13 protein-coding genes, 1 pseudogene and 1 riboswitch are annotated in these 13,389 nt (G+C 44.6%); of the genes and pseudogenes, 6 read left to right on the top strand and 8 right to left on the bottom strand.

Features of this window, described 5'->3' with window-relative positions; translation table 11 throughout:
* Positions 1-459, top strand: a pseudogene (locus ACP45E_RS05880) (zinc-binding dehydrogenase); the annotation flags it as partial.
* Positions 460-578: 119 nt separating this feature from the next.
* On the opposite strand, the gene ACP45E_RS05875 reads toward ACP45E_RS05880, so the two are convergent.
* Together ACP45E_RS05875 and ACP45E_RS05870 are read right to left on the bottom strand one after the other, a co-directional pair.
* Positions 579-1,523, bottom strand: a complete 945-nt coding sequence (locus tag ACP45E_RS05875) for a LysR family transcriptional regulator (protein WP_017038343.1) — start codon at positions 1,521-1,523, stop codon at positions 579-581.
* Between the two features lie 165 nt (positions 1,524-1,688).
* Positions 1,689-1,874, bottom strand: coding sequence for a hypothetical protein (locus ACP45E_RS05870; protein ID WP_017034352.1), 186 nt, complete (start codon positions 1,872-1,874; stop codon positions 1,689-1,691).
* 150 nt (positions 1,875-2,024) lie between these two features.
* On the opposite strand from ACP45E_RS05870, the gene tusA reads away from it, so the two are divergent.
* Entirely contained in the window at positions 2,025-2,273 is a 249-nt protein-coding gene (gene tusA, locus ACP45E_RS05865; protein ID WP_017034353.1) for a sulfurtransferase TusA, read from the top strand.
* A gap of 78 nt (positions 2,274-2,351) precedes the next feature.
* Here the strand turns inward: tusA and ACP45E_RS05860 are convergent, their stop codons facing one another.
* Entirely contained in the window at positions 2,352-2,609 is a 258-nt protein-coding gene (locus ACP45E_RS05860) for a hypothetical protein (protein ID WP_017034354.1), read from the bottom strand.
* A gap of 164 nt (positions 2,610-2,773) precedes the next feature.
* Complete coding sequence (locus ACP45E_RS05855; RefSeq protein WP_017034355.1) at positions 2,774-3,328, bottom strand: TMEM165/GDT1 family protein; 555 nt, start codon at positions 3,326-3,328, stop codon at positions 2,774-2,776.
* A gap of 91 nt (positions 3,329-3,419) precedes the next feature.
* Positions 3,420-3,546, bottom strand: a riboswitch (yybP-ykoY riboswitch).
* A gap of 210 nt (positions 3,547-3,756) precedes the next feature.
* Here ACP45E_RS05855 and glyQ point away from each other — a divergent pair.
* The 3 genes from glyQ (at position 3,757) to ACP45E_RS05840 (ending at position 8,233) form a co-directional block, all read left to right on the top strand.
* Entirely contained in the window at positions 3,757-4,680 is a 924-nt protein-coding gene (gene glyQ, locus ACP45E_RS05850) for a glycine--tRNA ligase subunit alpha (RefSeq protein WP_017038344.1), read from the top strand.
* 2 nt (positions 4,681-4,682) lie between these two features.
* On the top strand, positions 4,683-6,749 hold the full coding sequence (gene glyS / locus ACP45E_RS05845; protein ID WP_017038345.1) for a glycine--tRNA ligase subunit beta: 2,067 nt from the start codon (positions 4,683-4,685) through the stop codon (positions 6,747-6,749).
* 233 nt (positions 6,750-6,982) lie between these two features.
* Entirely contained in the window at positions 6,983-8,233 is a 1,251-nt protein-coding gene (locus ACP45E_RS05840) for a valine--pyruvate transaminase (protein WP_017038346.1), read from the top strand.
* 106 nt (positions 8,234-8,339) lie between these two features.
* Here ACP45E_RS05840 and ACP45E_RS05835 read toward each other — a convergent pair whose 3' ends face one another.
* Entirely contained in the window at positions 8,340-8,774 is a 435-nt protein-coding gene (locus ACP45E_RS05835) for an Hsp20 family protein (protein ID WP_009848140.1), read from the bottom strand.
* 140 nt (positions 8,775-8,914) lie between these two features.
* Between ACP45E_RS05835 and ACP45E_RS05830 the strand changes: the two genes are divergently transcribed.
* Positions 8,915-9,037: a hypothetical protein gene (locus tag ACP45E_RS05830; RefSeq protein WP_277814230.1), complete on the top strand. Its 123-nt coding sequence runs from the start codon at positions 8,915-8,917 to the stop codon at positions 9,035-9,037.
* 240 nt (positions 9,038-9,277) lie between these two features.
* Here ACP45E_RS05830 and gyrB read toward each other — a convergent pair whose 3' ends face one another.
* The 3 genes from gyrB to dnaN all read right to left on the bottom strand — a co-directional run.
* Positions 9,278-11,695, bottom strand: coding sequence for a DNA topoisomerase (ATP-hydrolyzing) subunit B (gyrB, locus tag ACP45E_RS05825; RefSeq protein ID WP_017038347.1), 2,418 nt, complete (start codon positions 11,693-11,695; stop codon positions 9,278-9,280).
* Between the two features lie 18 nt (positions 11,696-11,713).
* Positions 11,714-12,793, bottom strand: coding sequence for a DNA replication/repair protein RecF (gene recF / locus ACP45E_RS05820; RefSeq protein ID WP_017034361.1), 1,080 nt, complete (start codon positions 12,791-12,793; stop codon positions 11,714-11,716).
* A gap of 19 nt (positions 12,794-12,812) precedes the next feature.
* The coding region (gene dnaN / locus ACP45E_RS05815; RefSeq protein ID WP_069584795.1) for a DNA polymerase III subunit beta at positions 12,813-13,389 on the bottom strand (577 nt) is incomplete at its 5' end.

The following is a 13,389-nucleotide window of genomic DNA, read 5'->3' as shown; positions in this document are numbered from 1 at the left end:
GTGGCCGCCGTGACAGGCCGAGTGGAACAAAACGGGCCGTTACTAGAAAAACTAGGAGCAAGCCGAATCATTGACCGTAGCGAATTTGAAGAACCAGCACGCCCACTTGAAAAACAAATCTGGGCTGGCGCTGTTGATACCGTCGGAAGCAAGGTACTTGGAAAAGTACTCGCACAAATGGACTATAACAGTGCTGTTGCCGCGTGTGGCTTAGCCGGTGGGTTTGATTTACCAACAACGGTCATGCCATTCATATTGCGTAACGTGCGCTTGCAAGGTGTCGATTCAGTCTCTTGCCCACTAGAAAAACGCATTGCTGCCTGGGAAAAGCTGGTTGAGCTATTACCAGAGAGCTACTTTGAGCAAGCCTGTACAGAAATCGATCTTGCCGAGGCCCCAACATACGCAGAAGACATCACTAATGGCCAAATCACAGGTCGAGTCGTGATCAAGCTGTAACTGACTGGTTGTTGATTTTAAAAACTGTCTATTTAGCAAAAAGCTTTAGGGAGACCTAAAGCTTTTTTTGATCATGCTTTTTTATCATAAATAGGAGCTATGACGGCCTTTCAGTAGGGTTAACCATCCAACCCCATGTCTTTCACTCGCTTGGCAATCAAACGTCCACACTCCTCTTTTACAATACTTCTCAGCCATTCTTGCGCAGGGGAGTGCTCACATCGAGGGTGCCAAATCATCGAATAGTCGAAAGGAGTAAACTGAAATGGTAAGGGCTTAACCACCAAATCGTATCGTTCAGCCACTAAGTAAGCCAAGTCAGCAGGAACCGTAATGATAAGTGGCATAGTATCCACAATCGCTAATGCGGCTTCTAAATGGTAAGCCCGAAGTACCATTTTAGGGGCGGGATTTCCCACTAGCGACTGCTCTAGCAACGCTTTCACGCCATCACTGATCGCTATCATCGCATGAGGATAATCTCGGTAGTCCGTTAGACTCATCTCTTGGTCTGCCAATGGATGCTGCTTTGAAAGCAAACACAGAACCCCAACTCGACCTAGAATCTCGCTACGTAAAGGCTCTACAGGCCCAGTTGGTCTACAGATAGCTAAATCAGCCCCTTCATAAGTCAATTGATCGGAAAGCCTATCGTGCTGTAAGGGTAAGAAATTAAATGACACATTGGGGGCTTCTTGGTATATCCGTGGCAAAGCAAAAGGCAAAATAGTCTGCATTGCATAATCGGTCGTCGCGATAGAAAACACCTGATCGCAGCTTTGAGGTTCAAACTCCAAGGGAGAAAGCAATTGACGAAGAGATTCAAGTGGCTCCCCCAAAGAGCGATCGATCTCTAGTGCTTTTTCAGTCGGTATAAGGTGTTGACCTTGGCGAGTAAACAGGGGGTCCGCCAATAATTGGCGAAGCCTACCAAGAACACGACTCATGGCAGACTGGCTGAGGCTTAAACGAGCAGCGGCTTTACTCACGCTGGACTCTTCAATCAATACCCTTAAGGCGATCAGTAGATTGAGATCTTTACGGTAAACCTCTTCTAATTCCACGGCTTGGCTCCACTAAAGTAATAACCTTTAGTGTAACCTCTGGGCAAAAAAAATCCCGCTTTTCAGCGGGGAAGCCCAAGAAAACTGGGGTAGTGTCGGAATGTATTCGTGTGTAGTCTTACAAGTGAGCAGTCTTTGCTTAACGTTAGTTAAGCCTATTGCGCACTAATTTTTTTGTTCTTCAGATACGCCCGTCCAACGACGCATCTCAAGCCAAATCCCTAAAATCGTTGCACTTAAACCAAATAATGGAATTAAAGACAAGTCAGCTGGTGAACGTAATACCAAAGCACAAAAAGATATAAAACAAAGAACGGAGTAGATGGTCAGTCTATCGAGTGCTGTTAGCATGTTCGCTCCTTAATCTTTTCTCTGAAATACCAGTTGTTACCAACTTGTTAACTAAATTAAAACAAAATGATCAATTTGCCAAGAGATTATTGAATATTTTTTCTTCATTAGTATTATCTACCGCTCTAACGCTGTCACAGAGAGTTCACCATGACCTTTGATTCAACACTTGCCACCCATACACTAGAAGCAGAAGGATTACGCTGCCCAGAGCCCGTAATGATGGTGAGAAAAACGATGAGAAAAATGCAAGATGGGGAGGTGCTATTCGTCAAAGCCGACGATCCTTCAACGACTCGTGATATTCCGAGCTTTTGTCGCTTTATGGATCATGAATTGGTCGCCTTTCAGACTGAGACGTTGCCCTATCAATATTTAATACGAAAAGGCATTGCCTAAAGCACAAAAACTGAAAAGGGGCACAACATAGATGATTGTGCCCCTTTTTACTGTATTCTACGACAAAATAGATATTTTCTATTCTGATTCGTGCCGACGTAACTGAGTTTGCAATGCGGTAATTTGTTTTTGCATATCTCGCATTTCTTGATGCATCGGAATAATGTGAGCAACGCGAATCCAAGACTCCACCATTAACCCTGTCATCACAATAGCGCCAATCACCATGGGTAACCACATGTCGGTCAACACGATACCAAGCAATGTTATCGCTAACCCAAAGGTGAATAAGTAACTCTGACTTTTCGGTGTCATACCCATATAACGTGTAAGCATAATAGTGCCCTCTCGCTGCTATGAATTGTTTACTTTTACGCCACCAAATTAGCACAATATTTGTGACATTTATGTGTCAGTGACAGCGATATTGAGTAAGATCGAATCACTTTTTGATCTAGTTCAATATCGCAATAATCACGAAGTCATAAACCCTGTATCGCTTAGAAAAGAGCGGCACCTATCGCAAGGCCCACAAATAACAAGGCTGTGATTTTTCGAATTAAATCTAAAGGCATCTTGTCTGCCGACAACTTACCAATGATAACTACCGGCACATTAGCTAACAGCATTCCAATCGTTGTGCCTAAAATGACAAGCGTCAAAGCGTCAGCATATTGAGCGCCAAGAATCGATGTCGCTATCTGTGTTTTGTCGCCAATTTCGGCGATAAAAAAGGCGATGAAACTAGCGACAAACGGTCCACGATTGGAAATTTTCTCATCGTCATCGAGTTTATCTGGAATCAGAATCCAACCTGCCATCGCAATAAAGCTCACCACCAGCACCCATTTTAATACGTCAGGTGATAAATAATCTGCGACAACCACACCGAGCCACGCAGCTAACGCGTGATTGGCAATGGTTGCAAAAAAGATAGCGGCTATGATTGGGATTGGTTTTCGATACCGGCTTGCCAGTAATAATGACAGTAACTGTGTCTTATCGCCGATCTCGGCTAAAGCGACAGTGGTAATGGAAATTGCTAAAACGCTCATGACATGCTCATTGGGGCGAGGATTATTATATTTAACCATAGACAAACCTCATGCCCCACCCCGGTTCATGATGTTTGTCTAAGGTCTTGCTAAACCTTGTACCCAGAAAAGTCTGATTGATACAAAGGTCTCGAACGCCATGGTGATTTTGCACCAATTATGTTGACGAACGAACTTATTCAACCTGAATAAGCAGGCTACTCCCCAAAGACGATGAGGATTTTAAAGCGAATAGCAATAAATACAAGCAAAGACGACCTAAAACTGTTTCATTTGATGAATTTATTGATCACGAAAGCGATAAATTGGATTAAACCCCGCGCTGGGTACTAATTAACCATGATTACCTCTACTCGCAGGCTCAATATGTCGCTATACTTGGTGGTTATTTTCACTAAATCACTTAGAAGAATCGCGCGAACTTGACTATGCAAAAATACGATATCAAAACCTTCCAGGGAATGATCCTCGCGCTGCAGGATTATTGGGCTCAAAACGGTTGCACCATTGTTCAACCTTTGGATATGGAAGTAGGTGCTGGCACCTCTCACCCAATGACATGTCTGCGTGCACTTGGTCCAGAACCAATGTCTACCGCTTACGTTCAACCTTCTCGCCGTCCGACCGATGGTCGCTATGGTGAAAACCCGAACCGTCTGCAGCACTACTATCAATTCCAGGTCGCTCTGAAACCTTCTCCTGACAATATTCAGGAACTGTACTTAGGCTCACTTGAAGTACTTGGTGTCGACCCATTAGTGCACGATATTCGTTTCGTAGAAGACAACTGGGAAAACCCAACGCTAGGCGCATGGGGTCTTGGTTGGGAGGTTTGGCTAAACGGCATGGAAGTGACTCAATTCACTTACTTCCAACAAGTTGGCGGCCTTGAGTGTAAGCCTGTCACTGGCGAGATCACATACGGTATCGAGCGTCTAGCTATGTACATCCAGGAAGTCGATTCTGTTTACGACCTTGTTTGGAACGTAGCACCGGACGGTTCTAACGTGACTTACGGTGATATCTTTCATCAAAACGAAGTTGAGCAATCAACCTACAACTTCGAACACGCAGACGTAGATTTCCTATTCACTTTCTTCGACCAGTGCGAGAAAGAGTGTAAAGAACTACTAGAGCTTGAGAAGCCCCTACCGCTTCCAGCTTACGAGCGCATTCTAAAAGCCGGTCATGCTTTCAACATCCTTGATGCACGCAAAGCTATCTCGGTAACAGAGCGTCAACGTTACATCCTTCGTATCCGCAACCTGACGAAATCTGTTGCTGAGGCGTACTACGCGTCACGTGAAGCGCTTGGCTTCCCGATGTGTAAAAAGACAAACGAGGAGAAGTAATCATGGCGAAGAATTTTCTAATTGAACTGGGTACGGAAGAGCTTCCACCAACAGCACTTCGTTCTCTAGCAGAAGCCTTTGCTGCTAACTTTGAAGCGGGTCTTAAAACGGCTGAGCTTTCTCACGAAGGCATCAAGTGGTACGCCACACCTCGTCGTCTAGCACTGAAAGTGACTGCACTGGCTGAAGGCCAAGCAGATAAAGTGGTTGAGAAGCGCGGTCCTGCAATTTCTGTCGCATTCGATGCGGAAGGCAACGCAACGAAAGCAGCGCAAGGTTGGGCTCGTGGCAACGGTATTACTGTTGAGCAAGCTGACCGTCTGAAAACAGACAAAGGCGAGTGGCTTCTTTTCAAACAAGAAGTGGCTGGCAAACCCGTTCAAGAATTGGTAATGAACATCGCTGCGAAAGCACTGGCTGGCCTACCCATTCCCAAAGCAATGCGCTGGGGTAGCTCAGACATTCAATTTATCCGTCCAGTGAAAACACTGACAGTACTACTAGGTGATGAGCTTGTTGAAGGCGAAATCCTAGGTATCGCATCTGCTCGTACTATCCGTGGCCACCGTTTCATGGGCGAACAAGAGTTCACCATCGACTCTGCTGACCAATACCCTGCGATCTTAGAAGAGCGCGGTAAAGTCATGGCAGATTACGAAGCACGTAAAGCGATCATCCTTGCTGATTCGCAAAAAGCGGCAGCAGCGGTTGGCGGCACAGCTGACCTAGAAGATGACCTTGTTGAAGAAGTCACGTCTCTGGTTGAATGGCCAGTTGTACTGACAGCGAAGTTCGAAGAAGAGTTCCTAAAAGTCCCTTCTGAAGCTTTGGTTTACACCATGAAAGGTGACCAGAAGTACTTCCCTGTCTATGACGACAACAAGAAGCTACTACCGAACTTCATCTTCGTATCGAATATCGAGTCTAAAGAGCCTCGTCACGTAATCGAAGGTAACGAAAAAGTGGTACGTCCGCGCCTTGCTGATGCTGAGTTCTTCTTCAACACCGACCGTAAGCGTCCGCTTATCGACCGTCTTGCTGAACTAGACCAAGCTATCTTCCAGAAGCAATTGGGGACGATCAAAGACAAAACAGACCGCATCACAGAACTTGCTGGCTACATTGCTGAGAAAATCGATGCTGACGTAGAAAAGTCTAAGCGCGCAGGCCTATTGGCTAAGTGTGACCTAATGACATCAATGGTATTCGAATTTACCGATACGCAAGGTGTGATGGGCATGCACTATGCAACACACGATGGTGAAGACGAGCAAGTTGCACTGGCACTTTACGAGCAGTACATGCCTCGTTTCGCTGGTGATGACCTACCAAGCACTGGCATCTCTTCTGCAGTAGCAATGGCAGACAAGCTAGACACTATTGTTGGTATCTTCGGTATTGGCCAAGCTCCAAAAGGTTCTGACCCATTTGCTCTACGTCGTGCATCACTAGGTGTGCTTCGTATCATCGTTGAAAACGGCTACAACCTAGATCTAACCGATCTAATCGGTAAAGCGAAAGAGCTACTAGGCGACAAGCTAACCAACGACAACGTAGAAGCTGACGTTATCGACTTCATGCTAGGTCGTTTCCGCGCATGGTACCAAGATGCTGGTTTCAGCGTTGATATCATCCAAGCGGTACTCGCACGTCGTCCAACTAAGCCAGCTGACTTTGACCAACGTGTTAAAGCGGTTTCTCACTTCCGTGAACTGGAAGCAGCAGAAGCACTAGCAGCAGCGAACAAGCGTGTAGGTAACATCCTTGCGAAATTCGATGGCGAGCTACCAGCTGAAATTGACCTAACGCTTCTTCAAGAAGACGCAGAGAAAGCACTGGCTGAAAACGTTGAAGTAATGACAGAAGCACTAGAACCAGCATTCGCGACAGGCAACTACCAAGAAGCCCTAAGCAAACTTGCTGAGCTACGTGAACCTGTTGATGCATTCTTCGATAACGTCATGGTGATGGCTGATGACGAAGCGCTTAAGAAGAACCGTCTAACGCTACTCAACAACCTACGTAACCTGTTCCTACAGATTGCTGATATTTCTCTGTTGCAGAAATAGGCTTTACTACAAAAATAAGCTTTGCTGAAACAGTAACGAAAGTAAAGTAACAAGACTAAGTAGTTAACTCCTTCTAAGCCCAACTCCTCGGAATTGGGCTTTGTTTTTGCCTAATCCAAAAATAAGCTTTGCCTCGCAAAGTGTTTCCGCGGTATGTTCAAATATCATCCCAAACGGAGTGAACATCCGTTTTCATTATAAAAAGCACTCGTAATAAACTAGGTAAGTAAGCAATGCAATTCTCTAAGTTTGGTGAAAAATTTAATCAGTATTCTGGTATTACCCAATTAATGGATGACTTAAATGACGGTCTGAGAACACCAGGAGCCATCATGCTCGGTGGTGGTAACCCCGCTGCCATTCCATCCATGCTCGATTACTTTCACCAAGCCAGTGAAGAAATGCTCGCCAATGGGGATTTTCTCGCCGCTATGGCCAACTATGATGGCCCTCAAGGTAAAACGACGTTTGTTCAATCGCTCGCCAAGCTATTTAGCGAAACCTATGGTTGGGATATTTCTGAAAAGAACATTAGCCTTACCAATGGCAGTCAAAGCGGTTTCTTCTACCTGTTTAATCTCTTCGCTGGTCAGCAACCCGATGGTTCCCATAAAAAAATATTGCTGCCCTTAGCACCAGAGTACATCGGCTATGGGGATGCAGGCATTGATGAAGACATTTTCGTCTCGTACCACCCAGAAATTGAAATGCTAGAGAATAGATTGTTCAAATATCATGTTGATTTTGAGCAACTGAAAGTGAATGAATCAGTCGCAGCCATTTGCGCGTCTCGCCCGACCAACCCAACGGGGAACGTATTAACCGATGACGAAATTCAAAAACTGGATAAGTTAGCGCGAGAGAATAACATTCCACTTATCATCGATAACGCTTACGGTTTGCCATTCCCAAACATCATTTTTGAAGATGTAAAACCGTTCTGGAACGACAATACCATACTCTGCATGAGCTTATCGAAACTGGGTTTACCGGGTGTTCGCTGTGGGATTATTCTCGCGAGTGAAGAAGTGACCCAAGCACTGACCAATATGAATGGCATCATCAGCTTAGCTCCAGGAAGCATTGGGCCAACCATAGCGAATCATATGATAAAGAAAGGTGACTTACTGAAACTCAGTAGTGATGTTATTAAGCCGTTTTATCAACAGAAATCGCTGCGAGCCGTTGAGTTACTTCAACAGGCGATAGAAGATCCACGCTTTAGAATTCACAAACCAGAAGGGGCCATTTTTTTGTGGCTTTGGTTTGATGAACTGCCCATCACCACCATGGAACTGTATAAGCGTTTAAAAGACCGCGGCGTATTGATCGTTCCCGGTGAGTATTTCTTTATTGGCCAAAAAGACGAATGGGATCATGCTCACCACTGCTTGCGTATGAACTACGTACAAGACGATGAAGCGATGCAAAAAGGCATTAAGATTATTGCTGAAGAAGTGAAAAAGGCTTACTCAGAGCAGTAATCAGAGCTTTTAGCTTACCGTAGACCAAATACAAAAAGAGCACCTCATTAGGCGCTCTTTCACTTTTACTTCCCGATATTTTTTAGCTCTAAGGAGCTAACAGTAATCAACCTTCTAGTAGGCTATTACCATTAATAGCAATCTTACGTGGTTGCATCGCTTCTGGGATTTCGCGTTCTAGGTCGATGTGAAGAAGACCATTTTCCATGCTTGCGCCTACCACTTTTACGTAGTCTGCCAGTTGGAATTTACGTTCGAAATCGCGCTCTGCGATACCTTGGTATACGAAGGTTTTCTCTGCTTCTGCTTTACGCTCACCTTTAACAATTAGCATGTTCTCTTTCTGAGTCAGATCTAATTGGTCATCAGCAAAACCAGCAACGGCCATAGTAATACGGTAGTTGTTCTCGTCTTTTTGCTCGATGTTGTATGGAGGGTAACCGCCAGAAGAGTTCTTCGATGTGTTCGCTTCCATCATGTTGAATAGACGATCGAAGCCGATTGCGTTGCGGTAAAGTGGAGTGAAATCTACAGTTCTCATAATGCTATCCTTTTAGTAAGCAATAGTCTTAGCCGTGAATTTTACTGAGATCGAACCAGTGTGATCCAGTAAACAGCTAAGAGATTCAATTCGCATTCCTCGGGTTTCACCTCTATTGGCGACAACACTGGGACATGGCAATGAATCAATTTTTAAGTTGTGTGCTGCCAAAGTTATCCTCTATTGAGCGACACTCTAGCAACGGTTATGAAGGTTCTGTTTCTTCTCTTGTAGAGCAAGACAGTCATCCTCTTCACAACTAGATATATGGATTGAGCAAAATAGTTTCAAGGGATAATTTTCAATTATTTTCCAAGATCATTATTTTTCAAATACTTAAAAAACAAAAAAGACCGCCATTTCGGGCAGTCTTTTTAATAATAAATTGAGTTTTTTGAGACGAAGCTATTTCGTTTTAGTTCAAGGAAGAGGCGCGGAGCATACGAATGTATGTGAGCACCTCTGGCACAGAAATTAAGCGAAAGAGCGAAGTATCAAAGAGACTAAACGTCTAGGTTAGCTACTTTAAGTGCGTTCTCTTCGATGAAGTTACGACGCGGCTCAACTTGATCACCCATTAATGTCGTGAACAACAGATCAGCACCAACTGCATCTTCAATCGTTACTTGTAGCATACGACGAGAATCAGGATCCATGGTCGTTTCCCAAAGCTGATCCGGGTTCATTTCACCCAGACCTTTGTAACGCTGTAGGCTTAGACCACGGCGAGACTCTTTGATTAGCCAATCTATCGCTTCAACAAACGTTGCAACTTCCAGTGTGCGCTCACCACGTTTAATGTAAGCCCCTTCTTCGATAAGACCGTCAAGAGCCTCTGAAAGATCCGCTAATTTTGCGTATTCTTTCGAGTTCAGAAGATCAATGCTGAGTAAGTGCTCATGAGTCACTCCGTGAGTACGAACAATCACTTTAGGAAGATTTAATCCAAGCTCAACGTGCTGCTCGATCTCTAGGCTGTATTGGCTCGCGCCTTCTTCTTTTGCATTAAGCTGGTCAATCAGCTGATTACCCCAAGCTTCCACTGCGGCTACATCATTACACTGCTCAGCGCTTAGACGAGGCATGTAGATGAACTCATGAATCAAAGCGCGAGGGTAACGGCGGCTCATACGATCCACCAGCTTAATACCTGCATTGTATTGCAGTACCAGTTTCTCTAAACCTTCACCAGAAAAGGCCGGAGCTTCAGCGTTCACATGCAGTGATGCATTATCAAGCGCTAAAGAAACCTGATACAGAAGCATCGCTTCTTCATCTTTGATGTATTGCTCTTGCTTACCTTTCTTCACTTTGTAAAGCGGTGGCTGAGCAATATAGATGTAACCACGTTCAATCAGTTCAGGCATTTGACGATAGAAGAACGTCAGGAGCAGAGTACGGATGTGAGAACCATCGACATCGGCATCGGTCATGATGATGATGTTGTGGTAACGCAGTTTATCTGGATTGTATTCGTCACGACCAATCCCACAACCTAGTGCGGTAATCAGTGTGGCAACTTCTTGAGAAGACAGCATTTTATCAAAGCGGGCTTTCTCAACGTTTAGGATCTTACCTTTCAGTGGCAAAATCGCTTGGTTCTTACGGTTACGCCCCTGCTTGGCTGATCCGCCAGCAGAGTCTCCTTCCACAATATACAGTTCAGACAATGCAGGATCTTTTTCCTGACAGTCCGCTAGTTTACCTGGAAGACCCGCTAAATCTAATGCGCCTTTACGACGTGTCATTTCACGAGCTTTACGCGCTGCATCACGAGCTCGTGCTGCATCGATAATTTTCGAACAAACAATCTTCGCTTCACCTGGGTTCTCAATCAGGAACTCTGACAGTTTCTCACCCATAACAGATTCAACGGCTGATTTCACTTCTGATGAAACCAGTTTATCTTTGGTTTGGCTTGAGAACTTAGGATCCGGCACTTTTACAGAAACAATTGCCGTTAGACCTTCACGAGCATCGTCACCTGATGTAGAAGTCTTAGCTTTCTTAGAAAAGCCTTCTTTATCCATAAAGCTGTTTAGCGTACGAGTTAACGCAGAACGGAAACCGGCTAAGTGAGCACCACCATCCCGCTGTGGAATGTTGTTGGTAAAGCAGTAGATATTTTCTTGGTAACCATCGTTCCATTGCATCGCGACTTCAACGGTAATACCGTCATCTCGCTCAGAATCGAAATGGAATATTTTCTGGATAATCGGTGTCTTGTTGGTATTAAGATGCTCAACAAATGCTTGAATACCGCCTTCGTATTCGAAGTGGTCCATTTTATCTTCTTCACGCTCATCAATCAGCTTGATAGACACGCCAGAGTTTAGGAACGAAAGTTCACGCAGTCGTTTTGCTAAGATATCGTAATGGAATTCAATGTTGGTGAAGGTCTCTTCACTCGGCCAAAAACGAATTTCAGTTCCGGTTCTTTCGGTATCACCTGTTGCCGCTAGTGGCGCTTGAGGCTCACCATGCTGATACGTCTGTTTGTGAATTTTACCGCCACGATGGATGGTTAAGGTCACCTGCTTAGAAAGAGCGTTGACTACCGAAACACCTACCCCGTGCAAGCCACCTGATACTTTGTACGAGTTGTCATCGAACTTACCACCAGCATGAAGAACCGTCATGATAACTTCAGCTGCCGATACATTTTCTTCTTCGTGCAATTCAGTCGGGATACCACGGCCGTCATCACGTACCGATACTGAGTTGTCCTCATGAATAGTCACAATGATGTCATTACAATGACCCGCTAACGCTTCATCAATTGAGTTATCCACCACCTCAAAAACCATGTGGTGTAGACCGGTGCCATCATCTGTGTCGCCGATGTACATACCCGGACGCTTACGTACTGCATCCAGACCCTTTAGTACCTTAATACTCGATGAATCGTAATTTTCAGACATGAATTACTCTCTCGTTATTTATCCGTGCTCTATTGTGCCATGTTCCACATGAAACATCTTGCCGTTATTGTCATGCATATCGGCAATTTGGCGTTCGGTTATAGAGCTTACAAAAACTTGAGCCTTGGTCTCTTTTAAGCAGTCAGCAAGACGCTTACGACGTTGGCTATCTAATTCTGAAGCAAAGTCATCGATTAAATAAATGCATTGCTTACCGGTCTTCTGGGTTAAGTATTGACCTTGCGCGACACGAAGTGCACAAACCATCAACTTTAACTGACCTCGTGATAACACATCCTCAACGGGTGTCCCATTCACTTTTATCTTTAAATCGGCTTTATTTGGCCCACTGAAGGTGTAACCAAGCGCCTGATCGCGGACAAAATTATCTTCCAGACTCTTCTGATATGGTGTGGATTTATCCCAACCACGATAATAATTGACCTGAATATCGAACTCGGGCAGAAAATCTTGGCAAATCTGCTCGGCATGATTCTTTAACTCATCGACATATTGTTGTCGCCAAGCGTTAATACTTTCCGCTAAGCGCGCCATCTCTTGGTCCCAGTAACTGAGCTCTCGATAGCTGGTCGCTGTTTTTAATAATGCATTTCTTTGCTTGTTGAGACGTTTGAATCGCCCCCATGCATCATAAAATGCAGGCTCACTGTGGAACACACCCCAATCGATAAATGCACGTCGATGTTTCGGTCCATCAGTCAGTAATTCAAACCCTTCAGTATGAATGAGTTGCAAAGGTAAAATCTGTGCAAGCTGCGCAAGCTTCTGCCCAGATTGACCGCCTATTTTAACCTCTGTTGTCCCATCGCGCTGCTTATTAATGCCAATTGGTAGCTCAAATTGATCCGAGTTCAAAAAACGACCGTGGACAAACAGTTCATCCTGTTCATTTTGGATGATTCGGCCTGTCAGTGAACTTTTAAAGGAACGGCCATGTCCGAGCAAATAAATCGCTTCTAAGACACTGGTTTTGCCACTTCCATTGGGCCCAATAAGAAAGTTAAAGCCTGTAGACAGTTCAATATCACAGGCTTCAATATTTCTAAATTGTTTGATAATCAGACGGTTTAATGGCATTCAATCAGGTCAATGCGATTTAAAGACGAATCGGCATAACAACGTACATCGCACTGTCATCATCAGCATTTTCGATCAATGCACTGGCGTTACCGTCAGACATCGAGATCAACACTTTTTCACAACGTAGGGTGTTTAATACATCCAGTACGTAACTGACGTTAAAGCCTATTTCTAAGTCTTCCCCCTGAAAGTCCACATCGAGTGTTTCTTCCGCTTCTTCTTGTTCAGGGTTGTTGGCGGTAATTCGCATCTCGTTATTAGCGAGATTGACACGCACACCACGGAATTTTTCATTAGACAGAATGGCAGCGCGAGAAAAAGCTTGGCGCAATTCATCACATTCTGTGGTTAATGTCTTGTTGGTATTTTGCGGCATAACACGACGATAGTCAGGGAAACGGCCATCAACAAGCTTTGATGTAAAGATAAAGTTGTTCACCTCAGCTCGCAGGTTAGAGCTACCTATTTGCAATACCACCGGCTGCTCTGGCGCATCTAATAACTTTGACAGCTCTTGCACCCCTTTTCGTGGCACAATAATTTGCTGTTTTTCAAAATCACCCACTAAGGTCACTTGCGAAACCGCCATTCTG

Source organism: Vibrio genomosp. F10 str. 9ZD137 (assembly GCF_049974785.1).
In the GTDB taxonomy this organism is placed as follows: domain Bacteria; phylum Pseudomonadota; class Gammaproteobacteria; order Enterobacterales; family Vibrionaceae; genus Vibrio.
The sequence above is the reverse complement of the archived record's forward strand: the minus strand, read 5'-3'. Positions and strand labels throughout refer to the sequence as shown.

Coding starts and splice junctions, on each gene's coding strand:
- ACP45E_RS05870 (WP_017034352.1), bottom strand. CDS start 1,874: ATGCTAACAGCACTCGATAGACTGACCATCTACTCCGTTCTTTGTTTT.
- tusA (WP_017034353.1), top strand. CDS start 2,025: ATGACCTTTGATTCAACACTTGCCACCCATACACTAGAAGCAGAAGGA.
- ACP45E_RS05860 (WP_017034354.1), bottom strand. CDS start 2,609: ATGCTTACACGTTATATGGGTATGACACCGAAAAGTCAGAGTTACTTA.
- ACP45E_RS05855 (WP_017034355.1), bottom strand. CDS start 3,328: ATGAGCGTTTTAGCAATTTCCATTACCACTGTCGCTTTAGCCGAGATC.
- glyQ (WP_017038344.1), top strand. CDS start 3,757: ATGCAAAAATACGATATCAAAACCTTCCAGGGAATGATCCTCGCGCTG.
- glyS (WP_017038345.1), top strand. CDS start 4,683: ATGGCGAAGAATTTTCTAATTGAACTGGGTACGGAAGAGCTTCCACCA.
- ACP45E_RS05840 (WP_017038346.1), top strand. CDS start 6,983: ATGCAATTCTCTAAGTTTGGTGAAAAATTTAATCAGTATTCTGGTATT.
- ACP45E_RS05835 (WP_009848140.1), bottom strand. CDS start 8,774: ATGAGAACTGTAGATTTCACTCCACTTTACCGCAACGCAATCGGCTTC.
- ACP45E_RS05830 (WP_277814230.1), top strand. CDS start 8,915: ATGAATCAATTTTTAAGTTGTGTGCTGCCAAAGTTATCCTCTATTGAG.
- gyrB (WP_017038347.1), bottom strand. CDS start 11,695: ATGTCTGAAAATTACGATTCATCGAGTATTAAGGTACTAAAGGGTCTG.
- recF (WP_017034361.1), bottom strand. CDS start 12,793: ATGCCATTAAACCGTCTGATTATCAAACAATTTAGAAATATTGAAGCC.